Below are 22353 nucleotides of genomic sequence, written 5' to 3'. Positions count from 1 at the left end.
ATCGTCATCCGAATGCGCCAGTACTCCGCCGACCTGACCCCTCCGTGGAAGAAGCCCAAGCCGGTGCCGGAGGTCCCCGCCGAGCCCGGTCTGGTGGTCGAGGAGCCGGGGACGGGTTTCTGCGGCGCGGTGATCCGCTGCGAGGCGGGCACGGTGACGCTGGAGGACCGCTTCGGCAAGCACCGGGTGTTCCCGCTGGAGCCGCGCGGTTTCCTCCTGGAGGGCCGGGTGGTGACGCTGGTGAGGCCTTCGGGCGCTTCAGGCGCTTCCGTACGACCCACCCGTACCGCGTCCGGCTCGGTGGCCGTCCCCGGCGCACGCGCCCGCGTGGCCCGCGCGGGCCGTATCTACGTCGAGGGCCGTCACGACGCGGAACTGGTGGAGAAGGTCTGGGGCGACGACCTGCGTATCGAGGGCGTGGTCGTGGAGTACCTGGAGGGCGTGGACGACCTCCCGTCGATCGTGGCCGAGTTCGCGCCGGGCCCGGACGCCCGCCTCGGCGTCCTGGTCGACCATCTGCTGCCCGGCACGAAGGAGTGGCGCATCGCACAGGAGGTGACGAGCGAACACGCCCTGGTCGTCGGCCATCCGTACATCGACATCTGGGAGGCGGTGAAGCCGTCGTCCCTGGGCATCGAGGCGTGGCCCCGGGTACCGCGCGGCCAGGACTGGAAGACGGGCGTCTGCCGGGCACTGGGCTGGCCGTCGGAGAACACGGGCGCGGTGTGGCAGGCGATCCTGAAGCGCGTGGGCTCCTACAAGGACCTGGAACCGGAGCTGCTGGGCCGGGTAGAGGAACTGATCGACTTCGTCACGGCGCCGTAGCGGATACGCGCGGCGGGTCTGCTGGCGGGTGGTACGGCCGCGGGCCGGTGGGGGCTGGTCGCGCCCACGCGGCGGTAGCCGCACATCGATACAGCCCCGCGCCCCTGAGCAGGTTGCGGCTGCGGTCAGTCAGCGAAGCACGCCGGGCCGCGCGCCGGCGCAGGGCGCGGTACGCGGAGCGCCCGGACGCCGACGCAGCTGCACCCACCCAAGGGGCGCGGGGCGGTATCGATATGCGGCTCCGCCGCGTAGGCGCGACCAGCCACGACGAACCCGCAGCCGCCGCACAACCGACGCGTCACCCCACCAGGCGCCTAATCCACCAGATCCCGCACCACCGCGTCCGCCAGCAACCGCCCCCGCAGCGTCAGCACAGCCCGGCCCTCCTCGTAGGGCGCCCCCTCGAGCAGCCCCTCCGCCAGCGCGCGGCGAGAAGCGGCCAGGCCCTCCTCGCGCAGCAGCGACAGCGGCGCACCCTCCCGCAGCCGCAGCTCCAGCAGAATCCGCTCGACCCGCCGGTCCTCGTCCGACAGCAGCTCACGCCCCGCTCCCGGGGACTTCCCGGAAGCCAGCGCCGCCGCGTACGCCCCGGGGTGCTTCACGTTCCACCAGCGCACCCCGCCCACGTGCGAGTGCGCCCCGGGCCCGGCTCCCCACCAGTCCGCGCCCCGCCAGTACAGCTCGTTGTGCAGACACCGGCCCGCCTCGGAGGTGGCCCAGTTCGACACCTCGTACCAGTCGAATCCGGCCTCGGCCAGCACCGAGTCCGCGATCAGGTACCGGTCCGCGTGCACGTCGTCGTCCGTCATCGGCACCTCGCCCCGGCGGATACGGCGGGCCAGCTGGGTGCCCTCCTCGACGATCAGCGCGTACGCCGACACATGGTCCGGTCCGGCCCCGATCGCCGCCTCCAGGGACGCCCGCCAGTCGTCGTCCGACTCCCCGGGCGTGCCGTAGATCAGATCCAGGTTGACATGAGAGAACCCCGCCGCCCGCGCCTCCGCCACGCAGGCCTCCGGGCGTCCCGGGGTGTGCGTACGGTCCAGCACCTTCAGCACATGCTGCCGCGCGCTCTGCATGCCGAAGGACACCCGGTTGAAGCCGCCCTCCCGCAGCTCGGCCAGATACGCCGGGTCCACCGACTCCGGGTTCGCCTCGGTCGTCACCTCCGCGTCCGCGGCCAGCCCGAACTCGTCACGGATCGCCCCCAGCATCCGTACCAGGTCCCCGGCGGCCAGCAGCGTGGGCGTACCGCCGCCGACGAACACCGTACGGACCGGGCGCGGGTCGTCGCCGAGGACCTTCCGCGCAAGGCGGATCTCGTCGATCAGCGTCTCCGCGTAGTTGTCGCGGGAGGCCAGCACCCCGCCGGAACCGCGCAGCTCGGTCACGGTGTAGGTGTTGAAGTCGCAGTAGCCGCAGCGGGTCGCGCAGTACGGGACGTGCAGATAGAAACCGAGCGGGCGGTCGGCGGACCCGGTGAGCGCGGACGCGGGCAGTGAACCGTCATCGGGGACGGGTTCGCCGTCGGGGAGTGCGGAAGGCATGTCCTCCATTGTCCCGCACCACGGCGGACACCTACTCCGCCTGCAGCACCAGCAGCGCCAGATCGTCCTCCGGCGGCCGCGCCCCGAACTCGTGGACCAGCCGCTTGATCCGCTCCGCGATCAGCTGGGCGTCCAGCCCCGCGCACCCGGCCAGCACGTCCGCGAGCCCGTCCTCGTCGTCGAACTGCCGGGAGCCGCTGCGCCGCTCCGTCACCCCGTCGGTGACACACAGCAGGCTGTCGCCGGGCCGCAGCTCGAAGGTCTCGCTGGTGTACGTCTCGTCCTCGACGACCCCGAGCAGGGTCTGCGGCCGCGCGGCCGTGCGGACCTCGCCGTCCGATCCGAGCAGCAGCGGCAGCGGATGTCCGGCGGAGGCGAGGGTGCAGCGCACTCCGCCGTCGAAGGGCGCGAGCTCGCCGTAGAGGAGCGACAGGAAGCGGGTCTGCGGGCCGTCGCCGGGGCGCATGGGGCGGCCGCCCGCGGAGACAAGGGCCCGCGCCGCCGCGTCCGCGGCCTCCGTCGCGTCGTCGAGGAGCAACTGGTTGAGGCGGTCGAGGACGTCGGCGACGCGGTAGCCCTCGCGGGCCAGCAGCCGGAGCCAGGGCCGGGCGAGACCGATGACCACGGCGGCCTCGGGGCCCTTGCCCTGCACGTCACCGACGGCGAAGCACCAGCGGCCGTCGCCGGCCGGGAAGAGGTCGTAGAAGTCGCCGCTGGGCCCGCCCTTGTCGCACGGCTCGTACACCAGGGCGCTGCGCACCCCGGGGATCTCGGCGACCGCGCCGGGCAGCAGACCGCGCTGGAGCACCGCGCTGATGGTGGCCTGGCGCGCGTACTGGCGGGCCGCGCCGATGGCGAGCGCCACCCGGCGGCTGAGGTCCTCGACGAGCCCGGTGATCTCGTCGGGGAAGGAGACAAGCCCGGCCCGGCCGATGACCAGGGTGCCCAGCGGACGGCCGCCGGCCGTGAGGCGGTAGGCGAGCGCGGAGCCGTGCGTGCCGTGCGGGCCCAGTGCCTCGCCGGGCCAGGGGAACGGCACCGGCCCGGGGTGGTCCGTCCCCGGGGTGCCCGGCGGCTCCTTCTCCAGCGCCTGCCGCAGATCCTCGATCCGGGTCTCGGAGCAGTGCCAGACCCGGGCCAGCCGGGGCCCGGACACCCCGCCCTCGCCCCAGCCGCTGTCGGCCTCTCCCGGACGAGGGGAGCCCCAGCGCCCGGCGACCTCGTCCTCCAGCCACACCGCGCACCAGTCGGCCAGCCGCGGCACGATCAGCTGCCCGGCGAGCGCGGCCACCAGGTTCTCGTCGAGCTGGCCGGCGAGCAGGTCGGAGGCCTCGGCGAGGAAGGAAAGGGCACCTCGGTTCAGCCAGTCCCGGTCCTCACCGCGCGAGACGGGCGCGGGCGGGGCCGGGGCCCGGGACGGGGACGGGGGTGACTCCGGGGCGAGTATCCCGGCGACCCGCAGCGCCCGGTCACGTGCGCGGTCCCCGGCGTACGCCTGGAGCCCGTCGAGGGCCTCCTTGCCTCCGGCCGGCAGCTGCGCCCACACGGTCTTGGCGCCCGTGCGGTAGGTGATGCCCCAGGTCTCGGCGAGCGCGGCGACCAGGCGCAGCCCGCGCCCGTACTCCGGGGTGCCGTACGACGGTTCGGGGTCGCCGTCGCGAGGGGCGCGCGAGGGATGGTGGTCGAGGACCTCGACGACGAGGGCACCGGAACACGCCTCCAGGCGGCAGTCGAGCTCGACGTCGGTGCCCGCGTGGATGACGGCGTTGGTGACGAGTTCGCTGGCCACGACCACGGCGTCGTCCGACTGCCGGTCGGTGAGGAACTCGGTGCCGGGCAGGGCGAGTTCGGCCCATTCGGCGAACGCGGCCCGTAACAGGGCCCGCGCCGCGCCCGGCGCGAGCGGACCGCCGGGAAAGGTGGCGTGGGCGTGCGCCGGGGCGTGCGGGAGCGCGTCGCCGTCGCGCGTCGACACGTCGGACGCGCGGGCAACAGACTCCCGTTGCGCAGGAATGGCCCCCATGTCCGTCTCCCGAACCAGTTCGGACGAATACACCTCGGTCGATGCGGACAGAGTGACAGACTGGCCACGCCCATAAGCGCCGAGTTACCGAAGTGGGCCGCCATGAGTGAGAACAGTGGTACGGCTGTGCTCGAAGACGGACAGAATGCCGACCGGATCCGAGCATCGGATCTGCGCCCCCTGCTCGCCGCGATGACCGCGGCGCGGGACGGCGACTTCCGCCGGATGCCGGAGTCCGGGGACGGGATCGTGGCCGCACTGACGGCCGTCTTCAACCAGCTGGTGGACCGCAACATCCACTTCACCGGCGAGGTCAACCGGGTGAAGCGGGAGCTCGTGCGGCACGGCCGGCTCGACGAGCGGCTCTCCCCCAGCCCGGGGCAGGGGACGTGGGCCTCCCGGGTCAACGACGTGAACCAGCTCCTCGACGCCCTGGTGGCCCCGGCCGCCAACGCGACCCGGGTCCTGGACGCGGTGGCCGGCGGCGATCTGACCCAGCGGGTCGATCTGCACGACGGCAACCGGCAGTTGCGCGGTGATCTACGACGTCTCGGCCGGGCCGTGAACAAGATGGTCGACCAGCTCTCCCTGTTCACCGGCGAGGTGACCCGGGTGGCCCGCGAGGTCGGCACCGAGGGGCGGCTGGGCGGGCGGGCCAAGGTGACGGGCCTGTCGGGCAGTTGGCGGGACGTGACCGAGGCGGTCAACACCATGGCGTCCCGGCTGACCGCGCAGGTCCGGGACATCGCCCTGGTGACCACGGCGGTGGCCCGCGGCGACCTGACCCGTACGGTCACGGTCGAGGCGACGGGCGAGCTCCTCGAACTGAAGCTGACCGTGAACACGATGGTCGACCAGCTCTCCGCCTTCGCCGACGAGGTCACCCGGGTGGCCCGCGAGGTCGGCACCGAGGGGCAGTTGGGCGGCCGGGCCCAGGTACGCGGGGTGTCCGGAGTCTGGAAGGACCTCACGGACAACGTCAACTTCATGGCGTCGAACCTGACCTCGCAGGTCCGCAACATCGCCCAGGTGACGACGGCCGTGGCCAACGGCGACCTGTCCCAGAAGATCACCGTCGACGCGCAGGGCGAGATCCTGGAGCTGAAGTCCACCATCAACACGATGGTCGACCAGCTCTCCGCCTTCGCCGACGAGGTGACGAGGGTCGCGCGCGAGGTCGGCACCGAGGGCAATCTCGGTGGGCGGGCTCAGGTGCGGGGTGTCAGTGGCGTCTGGAAGGACCTCACCGACAACGTCAACTTCATGGCCGACAACCTGACCTCGCAGGTCCGCAACATCGCGCTGGTGTCGACGGCCGTGGCCCAGGGCGACCTCGGCAAGAAGATCACGGTCGAGGCCAAGGGCGAGATCCTGGAGCTGAAGTCGACCATCAACACGATGGTCGACCAGCTGTCCGCCTTCGCCGACGAGGTCACCCGCGTGGCCCGCGAGGTCGGCACCGAGGGAAACCTGGGCGGTCAGGCGCAGGTGCGGGGCGTGTCGGGTGTCTGGAAGGACCTGACGGACAACGTCAACTTCATGGCCCTCAACCTGACGTCGCAGGTGCGGAACATCGCCCAGGTGACGACGGCCGTGGCCAACGGCGACCTGTCGAAGAAGATCACGGTCGACGCCCGCGGCGAGATCCTCGAACTGAAGGACACCGTCAACACGATGGTGGAGCAGCTGCGGGCCTTCGCCGACGAGGTCACCCGGGTGGCCCGCGAGGTCGGCACCGACGGCCGGCTCGGCGGGCGGGCCCAGGTGCTGGGGGTCTCCGGGGTCTGGCGGGATCTGACCGACAACGTCAACTACATGGCCGACAACCTGACGTCACAGGTGCGGAACATCGCCCAGGTGACGACCGCGGTGGCCAACGGCGACCTCTCCAAGAAGATCGACGTGGACGCGCGCGGCGAGATCCTGGAGCTGAAGACCGCCATCAACACCATGGTCGACACGCTCTCCTCCTTCTCCTCCGAGGTCACCCGCGTGGCCCGCGAGGTGGGTTCCGAGGGCCAACTCGGCGGCCAGGCACGGGTCGAGGGCGTGTACGGCACCTGGAAGCGGCTGACGACCAACGTGAACGAGCTGGCGTCCAACCTGACCACCCAGGTCCGGGCGATCGCCGAGGTCGCCTCCGCGGTGGCCCAGGGAGACATGTCCCGCGCCATCACCGTGGAGACCCAGGGCGAGGTCACCGAGCTCAAGGACAACATCAACCTGATGGTGGCCAACCTCCGCGAGACCACCCGGGCCAAGGACTGGCTGGAGTCGAACCTCGCTCGCCTGGCCGCCCTGATGCAGGGACACCGGGACCTGATGGAGGTCGCCGACCTGATCCTGCGCGAGCTGACCCCGCTGGTGAACGCCCAGTACGGGGCGTTCTTCCTGGCCGACCCGGACGAGGACGGCGCCTCCCTGCACACCGCCGTTCCCGCGAAGGGACTCGCGTTCATCGCGGGCTACGGCTCGGCGCAGGGCGCGACCGTCGACACCGGCGGCATGCCGGTCCACGGCCTGGTGCGGCAGGCGGCCCGCGAGAAGAAGCGCATCCTGGTGGAGGAGGCCCCACCGGACTACATCAAGATCAACAGCGGGCTCGGAGAGGCGGCCCCGAGCAGCGTCGTCATCATCCCGATCCTCTTCGAGGACAAACTCCTCGGCGTGATCGAGCTGGCGTCCTTCTCCCGCTTCTCCGATGTCCACCTGGCCTTCTTCGACCAGTTCGTGAACACCATCGGCGTCGCCATCAACACGATCATCGCCAACTCCCGCACCGAGTCCCTGCTGGGCGAGTCCCAGCGCCTGGCGATGCAGCTCCAGGAGCGCTCGGACGAACTCCAGAAGCAGCAGGCGGAGTTGCAGCGCTCGAACGCGGAACTGGAGGAGAAGGCGGCCCTGTTGGCCACCTCATCGCAGTACAAGTCGGAGTTCCTGGCGAACATGTCGCACGAACTGCGCACACCGCTGAACTCCCTGCTGATCCTGGCGAGGCTCCTCTCCGACAACCCCGACGGCCACCTCTCCGACCAGGAGGTGCAGTTCGCGACGACGATCCACCGGTCGGGCTCGGATCTGCTCCAACTGATCAACGACATCCTGGACCTGTCGAAGATCGAGGCCGGCCGGATGGACGTACGCCCGAAGAAGCTGCCGCTCATCAAGCTCCTCGACTACGTCCACGCGACCTTCCGCCCGCTCACCCTGGACCGGGGGCTCGCCTTCGAGGTGGCGGTGGGCGAGGACGTGCCGCGCGAGATGTACTCGGACGAGCAGCGCCTCCAGCAGATCCTGCGCAACCTGCTCTCCAACGCGATCAAGTTCACCGCCGGCGGCCGGGTCGAGCTGCGCGTGAACCGCATCAAGGACCCCGACCACGTGCACGTCCGCGACAGCGACGACGTGGTCGCCTTCGCGGTCTCCGACACCGGCATCGGCATCGCGCGGGAGAAACTCCCGGTGATCTTCGAGGCGTTCCAGCAGGCCGACGGCACGACCAACCGCAAGTACGGTGGCACGGGGCTCGGTCTGTCCATCAGCCGGGAGATCGCGGGCCTGCTGGGCGGCCGTATCGTCGCGGAGAGCGAGCCCGGCAAGGGCTCCACCTTCACGCTCTACGTCCCCGTCGTCAGCCCCGGCCACCCGGCGACCGGCCCGACCACCGAGGACCGTCTCCTGCCGGCCCCGGAGGACCTGTCCACCGAGCCCTACCCGACCGCCCACGACGCCGAGGACTCATGGCCGGCCCCCACCAAGCTGGAGGCGTGGACGGCGGGCCGGGCGGGACAGGTGCTGTCGGGACGGCGGGTGCTGATCGTCGACGACGACATCCGCAACGTCTTCGCCCTCACCCATGTGCTGGGCCGGGTCGGCATGCCGGTCCTGTACGCGGAGAACGGCCGCGAGGGCATCGAGACCCTGGAGCGCAACCCGGATGTGGAACTCGTCCTGATGGACATCATGATGCCGGAGATGGACGGCTACGAGACCATCGCCGCGATCCGCCGCACCTCGCGCTGGTCCGGTCTGCCCATCGTCGCGCTCACCGCGAAGGCGATGCCCGGAGACCGCGAGAAGTCGATCGCGCGCGGCGCCAACGACTACGTGCCCAAGCCGGTGGACGTCGACCAGTTGCTGACCGTCGTCTGGGCGCTCCTGGACCCCGAGGGCGCTCCGACGCAGGAGCGGACCGACGCAGAGGAGGCGGTGGTCCCGCCCACCGACGACTGAATGAGGCAGTCACATGAGCAGCGCTGAGGCAAGGACCGACGAGAGCGCGGGCATCCTTCTGGTCGACGACATGGAGGACAACCTGATCGCACTGGAGGCCGTCCTGGGATCCCTCAACGAACCACTGTTCCGCGCCCGTTCGGGCGAGGAGGCGATGAAGGCCCTGCTCCGCCGCCAGTTCGCCCTGGTCCTGCTGGACGTCCGGATGCCGGGCATGGACGGCTTCGAGACGGCGGCGCACATCAAACGTCTGGACCAGACGAAGGACGTCCCCATCATCTTCCTCACGGGCGCGGAGGACGACTCCGGTTACGCCTTCCGCGGCTACGCGACGGGCGCGGCGGACTATCTGACCAAGCCGTTCGACCCCTGGGTGCTCCGCGCGAAGGTCAGCGTCTTCCTGGAACTGCACCGGAAGAACCAGCAGCTGGAAAGTCTGCTGGCGCGACAACGGGCGGACTACGAGGAGGTGAGCAAACAACTGGCCGCGCTGGAGATCGAGTTGGCCGATCCCCAGCGCACCCAGGTGAGAGAACTACGTCAGCTTCTGGGGCGACGGTGACTCGATGCTTTCAGGGGCGCGGGGCTGTATCAATATGCGGCTTCGCCGCGTGGGCGCGACCAGCCCCGCCACCCCTCACGCCTCCCGGGACCCCGCGTACATCTCCTCGATGAGCCCCTTGTACTCCCGCTCCACCACAGGCCGCTTCAGCTTCAGGCTCGGCGTGATCTCACCGTGCTCCACGTCCAGGTCCCTCGGCAGCAGCCGGAACTTCTTGATCGTCTGCCACCGCTGAAGCCCCTCGTTGAGCTGCTTCACATAGCCCTCGACCATGGAGACGGTGACAGGCGCTGCGACGACCTCCGCGTACGACTTCCCTTCAAGGCCGTTCTCCTTGGCCCACTCCAGGATCGACACCTCGTCCAGCGCGATGAGCGCCGTGCAGAAGTTCCGGTCCGCCCCGTGGACCAGGATGTTGGACACGTACGGGCACACCGCCTTGAACTGTCCCTCGACCTCGGCGGGCGCGATGTACTTGCCGCCGGACGTCTTGATGAGGTCCTTCTTGCGGTCGGTGATCCGCAGGTACCCGTCGGGCGACAGCTCACCGATGTCCCCGGTGTGGAACCACCCGTCGGCCTCGAGAACCTCGGCGGTCTTCTCGGGCAGCCCGTGGTAGCCCTGCATGATCCCCGGGCCGCGCAGCAGGATCTCCCCGTCGTCCGCGATACGGACCTCCGTGCCGGGCAGCGGCTTGCCGACCGTACCGGTGCGGTAGGCCTCGCCCGGGTTCACGAAGGAGGCCGCCGAGGACTCGGTGAGGCCGTAGCCCTCGAGGATGTGGATGCCGGCGCCGGCGAAGAAGTACCCGATCTCGGGTGCGAGCGCGGCGGACCCGGAGACACACGCCCGCAGGTTCCCGCCGAACGCCTCCCGGATCTTCGAGAAGACGAGCGCGTCGGCCACCTTGTGCTTGGCGCTCAGCCCGAAGGACGCACCCGCGGTGCCGGTGCGCCGGAAGTTGTCCTGGCTCTCCTTGGCGTAGGCGCGGCCGACCTCGGCGGCCCACTGGAAGATCTTGTACTTGGCGCCGCCGCCCGCACGGGCCTTGGCGGCGACCCCGTTGTAGACCTTCTCGAAGATGCGCGGGACGGCCGCCATGTACGTCGGCTGCACGACCGGCAGATTCTCGATGATCTTGTCGACGCGGCCGTCGACGGCGGTGACGTGACCGACCTCGATCTGCCCGGAGGTGAGCACCTTGCCGAAGACATGGGCGAGCGGCAGCCACAGGTACTGCACGTCCTCGCTGCTGATCAGCCCGGTCGCGGCGGTCGCCTTCGCCATGTAGGCCCAGTTGTCGTGCGGCAGCCGTACACCCTTGGGACGGCCGGTGGTGCCCGAGGTGTAGATCAGCGTCGCGAGCTGGTCCTTGGTGATCGCGCCGACCCGCTCCTTGATCAGCTCGGGGTCCTTCTCGAGGCGGGCGGCGCCACGGGCCTCCAGCTCGGAGAGGGTCATGATCCAGTCGGTGGTCTCGACACCGGCCGGGTCGATCACCACGACATGGGTGAGGGCGGGGAGTTCGCCGCGCTTCTCGACCGCCTTGGCGAGCTGGGCCGCGTCCTCCGCGATCAGCACCCGGCTCTCGGAGTCGGAGAGGATGAACGCCGACTCGTCGGCGTTGGTCTGCGGGTAGATCGTGGTCGTGGCGGCGCCGGCGCACATGATGCCGAGGTCCGCGAGGATCCACTCGATCCGGGTGGAGGAGGCGAGGGCGATTCGCTGCTCCGGCTGCACTCCCAGTTCGATCAGTCCGGCCGCGATGGCGTAGACCCGCTCCGCAGCCTGCGCCCAGCTGAGCGACTTCCAGTCGTCCGGGCCCTGCCCGGAGGCGGCCGGCACCGGGTACCGGTATGCCTCGGCGTCCGGCGTGGCCGTAACACGCTCCAGGAAGACGGTCGCCACACTCGGCGGACGGTTCTCGATCAGTGTCTGTGTGTCGCTCACGACATCCTCCGGGCCCGCGACAATGCGGCTGGCTCACGTTGCGGCTGTTATTTAACTCGCGAGTAACTATCGAGCAGGGATCAGAGTAAAGCGCGGCCGACCCATTCGTAAGAGGCGACGGCCTGTCATTTCCTACAGAGCGCGACCCTACGCACGCGTAGGGGTCCACCGCACTTTCGCACGACGGACCCCTTTCCGTCCGATTCGACGGGTAACCGTGTGTAACCCGCGGTTACTTCTTGCCCTTGCCCGACCCCGCGCTGTCATCGCTGGAGAGCACCGCGATGAAGGCCTCCTGCGGAACCTCCACGGAACCCACCATCTTCATCCGCTTCTTGCCTTCCTTCTGCTTCTCAAGGAGCTTCCGCTTACGGGAGATGTCACCGCCGTAGCACTTGGCGAGGACGTCCTTGCGGATGGCGCGGATGGTCTCGCGGGCGATGACCCGGGAGCCGATGGCGGCCTGGATGGGCACCTCGAAGGCCTGCCGCGGGATGAGCTCGCGCAGCTTGGCGACGAGCCGCACACCGTAGGCATAGGCCGCGTCCTTGTGGGTGACCGCCGAGAACGCGTCCACCTTGTCGCCGTGCAGCAGGATGTCGACCTTGACCAGGCTGGAGGCCTGCTCGCCGGTGGGCTCGTAGTCCAGGGATGCATAGCCGCGCGTCTTGGACTTCAACTGGTCGAAGAAGTCGAAGACGATCTCCGCGAGCGGAAGCGTGTAGCGGATCTCGACCCGGTCCTCGGAGAGGTAGTCCATGCCGAGCAGGGTGCCGCGCCGGGTCTGGCACAGCTCCATGATCGACCCGATGAACTCGGAGGGCGCGAGGATCGTGGCGCGTACGACGGGCTCGTACACGTCGTCGATCTTCCCCTCGGGGAACTCGCTCGGGTTGGTGACGGTGTGCTCGGAACCGTCCTCCATCACGACGCGGTAGACCACGTTCGGCGCGGTGGCGATGAGGTCGAGCCCGAACTCGCGCTCCAGCCGCTCGCGGATCACGTCGAGGTGCAGCAGGCCCAGGAAACCGACGCGGAAGCCGAAGCCGAGGGCGGCGGAGGTCTCCGGTTCGTAGACCAGCGCTGCGTCGTTGAGCTGGAGCTTGTCGAGGGCGTCGCGCAGCTCGGGGTAGTCGGAGCCGTCCAGCGGATACAGGCCCGAGAAGACCATCGGCTTCGGGTCCTTGTAGCCGCCGAGCGCCTCGGTCGCACCCTTGTGCAGGGTGGTGATCGTGTCACCGACCTTGGACTGACGGACGTCCTTCACGCCGGTGATGATGTAGCCCACCTCGCCGACACCCAGACCGTCTGCGGAGAGCATCTCCGGCGAGTTGGTCCCGATCTCCAGCAGTTCGTGCGTGGCGTTCGTGGACATCATCCGGATGCGCTCGCGCTTGTTGAGCTGTCCGTCGATGACTCGTACGTACGTCACCACGCCCCGGTAGGAGTCGTAGACGGAGTCGAAGATCATCGCGCGGGCCGGAGCGTCCTGGACGCCGACCGGGGCGGGAACCTCCGCCACCACCTTGTCGAGCAGCGCCTCGACGCCGAGCCCGGTCTTGGCGGAGACCTTGAGGACGTCCTCGGGGTCGCAGCCGATGAGGTTGGCGAGTTCCTCGGAGAACTTCTCCGGCTGGGCGGCCGGCAGGTCGATCTTGTTCAGCACGGGGATGATCTTGAGGTCGTTCTCCATCGCCAGGTAGAGGTTGGCGAGGGTCTGGGCCTCGATGCCCTGAGCGGCGTCGACGAGGAGGACGGTGCCCTCACAGGCGGCGAGCGACCGCGAGACCTCGTAGGTGAAGTCGACGTGCCCCGGGGTGTCGATCATGTTGAGAATGTGCGTGTCGTTCTTGTCATGGGTCGGGGCCCACGGCAGACGCACCGCCTGCGACTTGATCGTGATTCCGCGCTCACGCTCGATGTCCATGCGGTCGAGATACTGAGCACGCATCTGGCGCTGGTCGACCACACCGGTCAGCTGGAGCATCCGGTCGGCGAGCGTGGACTTGCCGTGGTCGATGTGCGCGATGATGCAGAAGTTGCGGATCTGAGCCGGGTCGGTACGGCTCGGCTCGGGCACGTGGCTGGGGATCGCGGGCACGCAGGGTCCTGATTCTTGAGGCGTCCGCAGTGTCTGCGGTCTCGGGTCGGATCTATACGTAGCCTCCATGGTCCCACGGGCGGGGACCGGCGACCGGTTTGGGCCACTCACGGAGCCGCTGGTACTCTGAGTGGCTGTGTCCTCATGCCCTCTCAGCGCGAGGCACAACTCCGAGAAATCACCTGGTACGGGACCCTGGGTTTCCTTCGTGGGAATCCTCCTGGCCCCGTGCCTGAACCTGTAGAGGCTCATTCGTGGCGAACATCAAGTCCCAGATCAAGCGGATCAAGACCAACGAGAAGGCCCGGCTGCGCAACAAGGCCGTCAAGTCCTCCCTGAAGACCGCGATCCGCAAGGCCCGTGAGGCCGCTGCCGCGGGTGACGCCGAGAAGGCCACCGAGTACCAGCGCGCTGCTGCGCGTGCGCTCGACAAGGCCGTCGCCAAGGGCGTCATCCACAAGAACCAGGCCGCCAACAAGAAGTCGGCGCTTGCTTCGAAGGTCGCCGGCCTCTAAGCCTGACTCTTTCTGATCTGACCGGTCCCGTTCCCACGGGACCGAACCGCCGGAAGGACCAGAGCGGGCCCTCTCTCATCCGCTCCCGACCGGCTCCCAGGAGCCACGCGCGGCCTGCGTTCGCCACGCGGGCGTGACTCCGACAGCTTGGACCGAAGGCCCCGGTGCCGTGTCCTTCCCCAGGGCAGGGTGACCGGGGCCTTCGTCATGACGTGCGTGGAGTCCTGTCTGCCGGGTGGCTCAGTCCGACCAGAACTCATTGCTCTTGTCGATGTCCTCGACGCACTCGTCGATGTCGGTGACCTTGTCCCCGACGATCCGGAACACGATGCACCCGGTGTCGTCCAGCCGCCGGCCCTTCCGCTCGGCCGTGACCCGGCTCATCCCGACGGCGTGACCACGCCCGTCCACGGCGATCCCGAGCATCTCCAGACGCATCGATCCGCCGGTCTCCTGCCCGAGCCGCTGATACATGTCGATGATCGCGTCCTGCCCCTTGAAGTCCCCCGAGAGCGGGTGACTACCGGGCACGTGATGCGTGGCGTCCTTCGCGATCAACTCCCGCAGGGTGTCCATATCCCCCCGCATGAACGCCTCGAACCCCTTGCGAACGAGCGCTGTGTGCGGATGCTCAGCCATGACGACCGCCACCTCTCCGTTGTCCGGCGATGTTGGCTGACACGACGATTCTCCTCCCGAGCACCGGGGGGAGCCACAGCAGGAGGAGGGTGCCCAATGGGCGGTGGGGCACGGCGCGGGGGCCAGATCGGTGCGGGGGCCTGGGCCTGGTCCTGGGCCTGGGCATGGTGCCGCTGACCGCCGACCGCCGAGCAGACGGGCCCGATGGGGCCAGGTCAGCGCCCGAAGGGGCGCAGGGAACTGCGCGGCCGACCACAGCGCATGCCGCAGACGCGCTACGGCAATGCGGGGCACCCTCGATGGCGTGACGGCTCCCGCACCACGGGACGTAATGCGGACTAACCCCGTCCCCGAGACCGCGCCGCACGGGCAATCGCCACAACCGCCTTCTCCAGGGCGTACCCGGGATCGTCCCCCCCGCCCTTCACCCCCGCATCCGCCTCGGCCACGGCCCGCAGCGCAATGGCGACCCCGTCCGGCGTCCACCCCCGCATCTGCTGCCGCACCCGATCGATCTTCCAGGGCGGCATCCCCAGCTCACGCGCGAGATCGGCGGGCCGTCCGCCCCGTGCGGACGACAGCTTCCCGATCGCCCGCACGCCCTGGGCCAGCGCACTGGTGATCATGACCGGCGCGACCCCGGTCGACAACGACCACCGCAACGCCTCCAGCGCCTCCGCGGCCCGCCCCTCCACGGCCCGGTCGGCAACGGTGAAACTGGAAGCCTCGGCCCGCCCCGTGTAGTACCGCCCCACGACGGCCTCGTCGATCGTCCCCTCGACATCCGCGACCAGCTGAGACACGGCGGACGCCAGCTCCCGCAGATCACTTCCGATGGCATCGACCAGAGCCTGGCACGCCTCGGGGGTGGCCGACCGACCCGTCCCCCGGAACTCCTGCCGCACGAAGGCCAGCCGGTCCGCCGGCTTGGTCATCTTCGGACAGAGGACCTCTCGCGCCCCCGCCTTCCGCGCGGCGTCGAGCAGTGTCTTGCCCTTGGCTCCCCCCGCGTGCAGCAGCACGAGGGTGATCTCCTCGGCGGGCGCCCCGAGATACGCCTTCACATCCTTGACGGTGTCGGCGGAGAGATCCTGCGCATTGCGCACGACCACGACCTTGCGCTCCGCGAACAACGACGGACTGGTCAACTCGGCGAGCGTCCCCGGCTGCAGCTGCTCCGGATTCAGATCCCGCACATCCGTATCCGCATCGGCGGCCCGAGCGGCAGCGACCACCGCCCGCACGGCCCGGTCGAGCAGGAGCTCCTCCTGCCCCACGGCAAGGGTCACAGGGGCGAGGAGGTCGTCATGAGCAGTCTTCTTGGCCATCGCGTACAGCATGGCACGGGGCACTGACAGCGCAGTAGCTGCGGCCGATGGGCGGAACGGCAGGGGGATGCCCGAGACCTGGTGGCGCGCTGGTGGGGCGCTGGTGGGGCGCTGGTGCGGGTTGGCCGCGCAGTTCCTCGCGCTCCGGGACGGGTGCGGTCACGCCGGCCCAACAGCGCTGCCTGCGCAGCACCCCGCCGACGCGGGCGAGCGAAAACTCATCCCCCCACCGGGCCTCACCTGACGAACCAGGCGTCACCTCACCCGGCCAAGCCGCGCCGCAGGCTCACGGCTCCTCCCGCCACCCCTCCCACTCCCCCACGAACTCATTCAGCTCCCCGGCGTCCAGCCGCCCCGCCGCATCCCGCAGCACCACGAGCCACTGCGCGTCCTCCGCGTCGTCCTCCCCCGCCAGCGCGTCCCGAACGACCAGCGGCTCCTCATCCATCCCGAACCGCTCCGAGAGCGCCTCGACGACCTCCTCCGCGGCATCCCGATCGGGCAGCACCAGCACATGTCTCACATCGCTCACGGCACCATTTTCCAGCTCGGCCCCGGTGCCCCGAGCGCTCACCCCTTGGACACGGCCTGCACACCGCCGTTCCCGTCGGGGTGACGCACGGCCGGCACCCGGTCGAGCTCGACACCGAATCTCTCCCGGTACACCTCCAGCACCTCCTCGTCCGTCTCCAACTCCCGTTCCTCCCGCGCCCCGTCGGCCGCCGTCACCTTGAAGGTACGACCGCTGAGCGTGATCCGTCCGCCGTCCTCCGTCACCCTCGAACACACCAGTGACCGGGTGAAGTGCGAGGCCGACGAGGTGCTGTGCCACCAGGCCCCGGCCACGAAATCACCGAGCACCCGGGGCCGCACCTCCAGCCGGTACTGGCTCCTGCCGCCCATGAGGACGTCCAGGTCCGCGGCGTCACCCCCTGCCTTCATCACCGCACCGTCCCCGCTCCGCACCCCGGCGGCATCCGGCCCCGCCTCGACGATCCGAAAGGTGCCGCCGGGATCCTCCTGCTCACCCCGCGCCCCGAACGCCAGCGGATAGTGGCTGTGCGCCCCGAACCCGACATCGGCCAGCCACTCGCCCCCGTCCACCGTCCGCACCCGCAGCGCGAGATGGTCGTACGGGATACCGAGCCGCCCCTCGTCCCCGTACACCCGGCCGGCGAGCAGCGTGACGTCGAAGCCGAGCGCGGCCAGCAACGCCCCGAACACCCCGTTCAGTTCGTAGCAGAACCCTCCCCTCCGGGCACCCACCACCTTCTCCACCAGCCGCTCCTCCTCCAGCACGATCTCCTCGCCGAGGTGGACCGACAGGTTCTCGAAGGGGACGGTTTGCAGATGGCGCAGATGCAGTTCGCGCAGGACCTCCACGGTGGGCCACGCCGGGTGCTGGACTCCCAGTCGGCGGAGGTATGCGTCAACCTGTGTGGGATTCATGCCTCCAGTCTCGCGCCACCCGCAGCTCCGCACCGCTCGCGCCACCGCCTTCACCGCCACCTCGACCCGCACCACCTCCGTCTCCGTCTCCGTTTCCGCCGCCCGCCCCGGCGACCGCCAGCGCCCCGTCCCGGTCCGTCCGCAGCACCACCGCGCCCCCGGCCCGCAGCGCGGCGACCGTATTGGGAGCCGGATGGCCATACGAGTTGTCGGCGCCGACTGAGATGAGCGCGAGCCGCGGGGCGGCCCGGCGTATCAGCTCCGGGTCCTGGTAAGCCGAACCATGATGAGCGACCTTGAGGACGTCCACCCCGGCCAGCCGCGCACCCGCCGGTGACCTCAACAGCTCCTGCTGGGCCGGTGGTTCGAGGTCCCCGAGGAGGAGGAAGCGCAGCCCGGCGGACCGTACGAGCATCGTGACGCTGGCGTCGTTCGGCCCGTCTGTCGCCGCCATCGTCGCCGGGTCTGCCGGCGGCCACAGCACCTCCCAGGTCAGCGGCCCCGTACGCCGCTCCTCGCCGGCCACGGCACGCGTCACCGGAATGCGCCGAGCGGCCGCCTCCCGCCGTACCGCCTCGGCCTGGTCCAGCGGCTCCTCGAACCCCGTCGTCTCGATCGCCCCCACCGACCGTCCCCGCAGCACCCCGGCCAGCCCCGCCACATGGTCGGCGTGGAAATGGGTCAGTACCACGAGCGGGACCTTGGTGATGCCGAGCGTGCGCAGACAGTCGTCGACGAGCCCCGGATCGGGTCCGGCGTCCACGACCACTCCCGTGCCCTCGCCCGCCGCCAGCACTGTCGCGTCGCCCTGGCCCACGTCGCACATCGCCAGCCGCCAGCCCGGCGGTGGCCAGCCCGTGATCACCCGGGTCAGCGGTGGCGGCTGCACGACCGCCAGCACGAACGCCAGGGCGCAGACGGCACACCACCAGGGATGTCTCAGCAGCCGTCGCCCGACGAGCAGCAGGAGCCCGGTGACGAGAGCGAGCAGCCCCGCCCCTGTCCAGCTGCCCGGCCAGTCCACTCCCCCGCCGGGCAAAGACGCCCCGGTCCGGGCGACGTCCGCGATCCACCCGGCGGGCCAACTCGCGCACCAGGCAAGCGCCTTGGCCACCGGCATCGCCACGGGTGCCGTCGCCAGCGCCGCGAAGCCGAGCACCGTGGCCGGGGCGACCGCGAACTCCACGAGCAGATTGCACGGCACCGCCACCAGGCTCACCCGCGCCGACAGCACGGCGACCACCGGCGCGCACAGGGCCTGCGCGGCGGCCGCGGCGGCCAACGCCTCCGCCAGCGGCGGCGGCACCCGGCGCCGGCGCAACGCCAGGCTCCAGCGCGGCGCGAGCGTGAGCAGGGCTCCGGTGGCCAGCACGGAGAGCAGAAAGCCGTAACTGCGGGCCAGCCACGGGTCGTACAGCACCAGCAGCAGTACGGCCGTCGCCAGCGCCGGGATCAGTGATCTGCGGCGTCCGGTCGCGAGGGCGAGCAACGCGACTGCCCCGCAGGCCGCGGCCCGCAGCACGCTCGGGTCCGGCCGGCACACGACGACGAATCCCAGCGTGAGCCCGCCGCCGAGCAACGCGGTCGTCCGCAGCGACACCCCGAGGCGGGGCGCCAGTCCCCGTCGCTCGACGAGTTGGGCGAGTCCGGGCGGCCCGATGAGCAGGGCGAGCAGGATCGTCAGGTTGCTGCCGGACACGGCGAGCGTGTGTGCGAGGTCGGTCTCCTTGAAGGCCTCGTCCAACTCTGGCGTGATCCGCGAGGTGTCCCCGACGACCAGCCCCGGCAACAGCGCCCGGGCGTCCGCCGGCAGCCCGTCGGTGGCTTTGCGAAGCCCTTCCCGCAACCGCCCCGCGAACCGCTGCGTCCCCGACGCCTCCCCCACCACCTCGGGCCCTCCCCGGTCCCGCACCCGCAGTACGGCCGCGACCCGGTCACCCCCGGTCAACGTCGGCGCGGCACGCGCGGTGACCCGCACCCGCGTGGACGGCAACAACCCGAGCCAGGGAGACCGAGCCGGACCTTCCACGGCCGACGGCGCACTACGGGGCCCCTGTGCACCCGAGCCGACCCCCGCACGCGCATCGACGATCAACAGCACCGGCGCCCGCGTCGCCACCGCCCGCCCGTCCGCCGTCTCCACCCGCCGGACATCGGCGCCGATGACGACGGCGGTCGGGGCCGCATGGTCCCCTGTGATCCGGGGCCGAGTCAGCCGGGGGTCGGAGGTCACCTCGACCTCGGCGGTCACGGTGGCGTACTGCCGGGCCAGCGCGGGCACCGGTCCCCGTCGCAGATCGGCCCCGTGCAGCCCGGCGGACGCGGCGGCCGCCGCGACACAGAGCAGCACAGCCGCGACCGCCACCCGGCCGCCCCTTCCCGGGCCCCGCACTCCGTGCCACCGTCCCGACAACAACACGCAGGCGAGGACCAGGCACCCCGCCACCACTCCCGTGACCCACCCCGACGATGCGTTCAGGGTCACGGCGGCCGTGCCCCAGGCCGCGAGCGCCGCCGGGACCAGCCGCAGATCCGTAGGCCCTTCCTGGCGGGGGTGGGCGTCCCCGAGCCGCTTCCCCGAGGCAGCGTGCACAGCCGCCCGTACCGACGACTCACTTTCCTGCTCTCGCCGCATCCTGGAGCCGTGCCTCATGGCTGTACGAGATTCCGCAGATCGGCGAAACGGCGGTCGCCGAGTGTTCTATGGGTATCTAGCAAAGCGCAAAGTCCGCACCCCAGAACGTGCGGCGGCCCCAACTCGGTGCGGGAACACCGTGAAGGGGCCTAACGGATCACCTGACTCAACCAGGAGACCGCCATGGCACATTCTGCCATCGCCATGCTCAAGCCGTCCGTCGATCACCTGATGGACGCACCTCTGTCCGTGCTCATCAACGAGCTGGGCGTCACGCTCATCGACTCCGAGATCACCGACCGCGAGTTCTTCGGGGCGGTCGTGCAGCGGAAGACGGGCGAGCTGCTGCTCACCATGCCGCTCAACCGCTCCGAGCTGGAGCACGACACCGTGGCCCGCTACCTCCTCGCCCAGGTCTTCGGGGTGCCGGTGCCGGACATGCCGGCGCCCATCAAGACGACCCGCGTCGAGGGTGGTGAGTGATGCCGCGCCGCAACCACAACGTCGACCGGACCCGCGACGACTTCTCGCCGGAACGGCTGTCTAAGAGGGACGCCCGCCGTCTCGCCACCAAGTCCCGCCGTCGGCGGTGGTCCGCGTGAACGAGCGCGACGCGCTGGCCCTGGTTCAGCGTCTCCTCGCGGGGGCGCTGGGCCAGCCGGCCAAGTCCACCATCTACATCCGCGACCTGGCCGCCCAGAACGGCGAGCTGCGCGCCACGATGCGCGCGGCCCTCACCGTCATCGAGCAGGCGGACGCTCAGGCGTCTGTGGAGCGGGCGTTCCCGAAGGTTGCCGAGTTCCTCGCCGAGGAGCGGGAGCGGGGTGACGAAGGTGAGTGATCCCCGCACGGTCACCTTGGACACCATCGACTTCGGACCGGTCACTATCGACGAGCCCGCCTGGTGCATCGGTCACGGCTGGCAGGTCGGGCAGGGCATCGGCCGCAACGACATCACCCACAATTCGGTTCGCGTGAAGGCGTCGGCTGACACGTTCTCCTACGGCGTCCAGTCGCTGATGCGGACGTGGATGTCGTGGGCGCCGTTCGTCGAGCTGGTGCCGCGGGTCGTCGTCGAGCTGGACCTGTCGGCCGAGTACGAGGCCGAAGAAGTCACGCACATCGCCGGCGTGCTGCGCACCGCTGCCGTCCGCCTGGAGAAGGTCGCCGCCGAAGCGATCCGCCTGCGGGGTGACGTGCTGTGACCTCCAAGTGGCCCATCCCGCGCCCGACCGAGCACGCCGCGATCCGTGCGTGCGAGCGGTCGCCGCGTCCCATCCCGTCCGTTCCGGCGATCCTCGCCGACCTGATCACCGCAAACCGAACCGGCGACCGGCACGGCGTGAATCTCTGCGCCCACAAGGTCGCCCGCGTCGGAGGAGAGGTAGGGGAATGATCCCCGCGAAGTGGCTTGCCCACGTGTCGTTGGCGGCCGGCGTCGTCTTCACCGCGACCGCCGAATACAGCCTTGCTCGCCGTCTCGGCGCGCAAGAGGCCGTAGCCGTGATGCTGCCGGTCGCCATCGACGCCTACGCCATCGCCGCACTGAAGCGGTTCCGGGCGTTCGACATCGCCCTGTCGCTGCTGCTGATGTGTGCGGCTCAGGTCTCGGCGCACCTGCTCGACTCGCACGTGATGCCCGTCAACGGCTGGCTCGTCGTCGTGGTGTCGCTGCTCGTACCCGCGGCGATCTGGCGTACCCACGCCCTCGCCCGAGACGAGCAACCGGCACCCGCCGAGCCGAACCTCTTGGATGTTATCCAAGAGGTTCCGGCCGCCACGGTCGAGCGTGTACCCGAGACGGCCCGGGAGCTTGCGGCGCCCGTACTCGCCGCCGACGAGCCGCGTACTCGCGTATCCGTCGCTGTACCCGATGACGACGACGAGCTCATCGCGGATGTCCGCGTCGACTTCAACGGCCAGATCCCGACGTACCGCGATCTCAAGGACAGGTACGGGATCGGGCAGGCCCGCGCGAAGCGTATCCGCGCCGTACTCGAAGGCGAGCTGTCATGAGCGACGCCCTCGACAAGGCGGAGGCCGCGGTGAAGGAGGCATCCGTCGACACGGCCGCCGTACAGCTGGCGTTCGCCGCGATGGAGGTCGCCAAGATGGCGCAGCAGTCCGTCCCGGCACCCGCCTGCGACCACCAGCACAAGCAGGGCCGCAGCACCGGCGAGTGGCTGGCCATCGGCTGCGCCGTGTGCGTCGGCAGCGTCGGCATCGCGATCGGGTTCATCGCCTTCGCCATCGGCGGGATCTCCGTCGCGATCCTCGCCCTCGTCCTGCGCGCCATGTGGCGCGACTTCCAGAAGACCCACTGACCAGGAGGAATCCCGTGAACCGTCAGCAGGCCCTCAACGAGGCCATCAACGCCGCCCGCCTCGCCAAGGTGTACGCCGGGAAGGCCGAGAACGCCGCCGACAACAGCGACCGCCAGGGAAGGGTGCCGCAGCTCGCTGCAGCCTCCGCCGCGTGGGCGGACGTCTCCCGCTCCTACACCGCCATCGCCAACGCCCTGCCCGAGATGCAGACGGGGGTCTGAC

General features: G+C 70.3%; 19 protein-coding genes. 10 read left to right on the top strand and 9 right to left on the bottom strand.

The features are described 5' to 3' along the window. Positions 1 to 12: 12 nt before the first annotated feature. Positions 13 to 825 carry a DUF3097 domain-containing protein gene (locus BFN33_RS06990; RefSeq protein ID WP_069759030.1) on the top strand — a complete coding sequence of 271 codons (813 nt, stop codon included), beginning with the start codon at positions 13 to 15 and terminating at the stop codon, positions 823 to 825. Between the two features lie 314 nt (positions 826 to 1139). On the opposite strand, the gene hemW is transcribed toward BFN33_RS06990, so the two are convergent. Next, the gene (gene hemW, locus BFN33_RS06985) at positions 1140 to 2372 is read right to left on the bottom strand and encodes a radical SAM family heme chaperone HemW (protein WP_069759628.1); all 1233 of its coding nucleotides are present in this window, start codon (positions 2370 to 2372) and stop codon (positions 1140 to 1142) included. Between the two features lie 31 nt (positions 2373 to 2403). Further along, on the bottom strand, positions 2404 to 4395 hold the full coding sequence (locus BFN33_RS06980; protein ID WP_176742330.1) for an ATP-binding SpoIIE family protein phosphatase: 1992 nt from the start codon (positions 4393 to 4395) through the stop codon (positions 2404 to 2406). 102 nt (positions 4396 to 4497) lie between these two features. On the opposite strand from BFN33_RS06980, the gene BFN33_RS06975 reads away from it, so the two are divergent. Further along, positions 4498 to 8628, top strand: a complete 4131-nt coding sequence (locus tag BFN33_RS06975; RefSeq protein ID WP_176742329.1) for a HAMP domain-containing protein — start codon at positions 4498 to 4500, stop codon at positions 8626 to 8628. A gap of 13 nt (positions 8629 to 8641) precedes the next feature. Continuing rightward, a complete protein-coding gene (locus tag BFN33_RS06970; RefSeq protein ID WP_069759028.1) occupies positions 8642 to 9190 on the top strand; it encodes a two-component system response regulator in 549 nt (182 codons plus the stop codon). A gap of 75 nt (positions 9191 to 9265) precedes the next feature. Here the strand turns inward: BFN33_RS06970 and BFN33_RS06965 are convergent, their stop codons facing one another. Both BFN33_RS06965 and lepA read right to left on the bottom strand, forming a co-directional pair. After that, positions 9266 to 11140, bottom strand: a complete 1875-nt coding sequence (locus tag BFN33_RS06965) for a long-chain fatty acid--CoA ligase (protein WP_069759027.1) — start codon at positions 11138 to 11140, stop codon at positions 9266 to 9268. Positions 11141 to 11372: 232 nt separating this feature from the next. After that, a complete protein-coding gene (lepA, locus tag BFN33_RS06960) occupies positions 11373 to 13241 on the bottom strand; it encodes a translation elongation factor 4 (RefSeq protein ID WP_069759026.1) in 1869 nt (622 codons plus the stop codon). Positions 13242 to 13495: 254 nt separating this feature from the next. Here lepA and rpsT point away from each other — a divergent pair, with 254 nt between their 5' ends. Next, complete coding sequence (gene rpsT / locus BFN33_RS06955; protein ID WP_057615865.1) at positions 13496 to 13756, top strand: 30S ribosomal protein S20; 261 nt, start codon at positions 13496 to 13498, stop codon at positions 13754 to 13756. Between the two features lie 240 nt (positions 13757 to 13996). On the opposite strand, the gene BFN33_RS06950 is transcribed toward rpsT, so the two are convergent. The 5 genes from BFN33_RS06950 to BFN33_RS06930 all read right to left on the bottom strand — a co-directional run bounded on the left by BFN33_RS06950 (position 13997) and on the right by BFN33_RS06930 (position 19807). Then, the gene (locus tag BFN33_RS06950; RefSeq protein ID WP_069759626.1) at positions 13997 to 14395 is read right to left on the bottom strand and encodes a nuclear transport factor 2 family protein; all 399 of its coding nucleotides are present in this window, start codon (positions 14393 to 14395) and stop codon (positions 13997 to 13999) included. 338 nt (positions 14396 to 14733) lie between these two features. Continuing rightward, the gene (gene holA / locus BFN33_RS06945) at positions 14734 to 15723 is read right to left on the bottom strand and encodes a DNA polymerase III subunit delta (protein WP_218108966.1); all 990 of its coding nucleotides are present in this window, start codon (positions 15721 to 15723) and stop codon (positions 14734 to 14736) included. Between the two features lie 286 nt (positions 15724 to 16009). Beyond that, positions 16010 to 16255 (bottom strand): hypothetical protein, encoded by a 246-nt coding sequence (locus BFN33_RS06940; protein ID WP_069759024.1) that lies wholly within the window; start codon positions 16253 to 16255, stop codon positions 16010 to 16012. 38 nt (positions 16256 to 16293) lie between these two features. Continuing rightward, positions 16294 to 17172 (bottom strand): arylamine N-acetyltransferase, encoded by an 879-nt coding sequence (locus BFN33_RS06935; protein WP_069759023.1) that lies wholly within the window; start codon positions 17170 to 17172, stop codon positions 16294 to 16296. Next, a complete protein-coding gene (locus BFN33_RS06930; protein ID WP_370743256.1) occupies positions 17153 to 19807 on the bottom strand; it encodes a ComEC/Rec2 family competence protein in 2655 nt (884 codons plus the stop codon). Before BFN33_RS06930 ends, BFN33_RS06935 begins: the two co-directional genes overlap by 20 nt. Before the next feature lie 183 nt (positions 19808 to 19990). On the opposite strand from BFN33_RS06930, the gene BFN33_RS06925 reads away from it, so the two are divergent. The 6 genes from BFN33_RS06925 to BFN33_RS06895 all read left to right on the top strand — a co-directional run bounded on the left by BFN33_RS06925 (position 19991) and on the right by BFN33_RS06895 (position 22352). Beyond that, positions 19991 to 20290, top strand: a complete 300-nt coding sequence (locus tag BFN33_RS06925; RefSeq protein WP_141757952.1) for a hypothetical protein — start codon at positions 19991 to 19993, stop codon at positions 20288 to 20290. 115 nt (positions 20291 to 20405) lie between these two features. Next, positions 20406 to 20648, top strand: a complete 243-nt coding sequence (locus BFN33_RS06920; protein ID WP_069759020.1) for a hypothetical protein — start codon at positions 20406 to 20408, stop codon at positions 20646 to 20648. Then, complete coding sequence (locus tag BFN33_RS06915) at positions 20632 to 21012, top strand: hypothetical protein (RefSeq protein ID WP_069759019.1); 381 nt, start codon at positions 20632 to 20634, stop codon at positions 21010 to 21012. Before BFN33_RS06920 ends, BFN33_RS06915 begins: the two co-directional genes overlap by 17 nt. A gap of 187 nt (positions 21013 to 21199) precedes the next feature. Beyond that, positions 21200 to 21823: a hypothetical protein gene (locus BFN33_RS06905; RefSeq protein WP_069759017.1), complete on the top strand. Its 624-nt coding sequence runs from the start codon at positions 21200 to 21202 to the stop codon at positions 21821 to 21823. Continuing rightward, positions 21820 to 22131: a hypothetical protein gene (locus BFN33_RS06900; protein WP_069759016.1), complete on the top strand. Its 312-nt coding sequence runs from the start codon at positions 21820 to 21822 to the stop codon at positions 22129 to 22131. The genes BFN33_RS06905 and BFN33_RS06900 overlap by 4 nt, the downstream gene beginning before the upstream one ends. A 14-nt stretch (positions 22132 to 22145) precedes the next feature. Further along, complete coding sequence (locus tag BFN33_RS06895; protein WP_069759015.1) at positions 22146 to 22352, top strand: hypothetical protein; 207 nt, start codon at positions 22146 to 22148, stop codon at positions 22350 to 22352. The last annotated feature ends 1 nt before the right edge of the window (position 22353 follow it).

Source organism: Streptomyces sp. LUP47B (genome assembly GCF_001746295.1).
In the GTDB taxonomy this organism is placed as follows: domain Bacteria; phylum Actinomycetota; class Actinomycetes; order Streptomycetales; family Streptomycetaceae; genus Streptomyces.
Note: the sequence above shows the minus strand (reverse complement) of the source record. Positions and strands in the feature narration are given on the sequence as shown.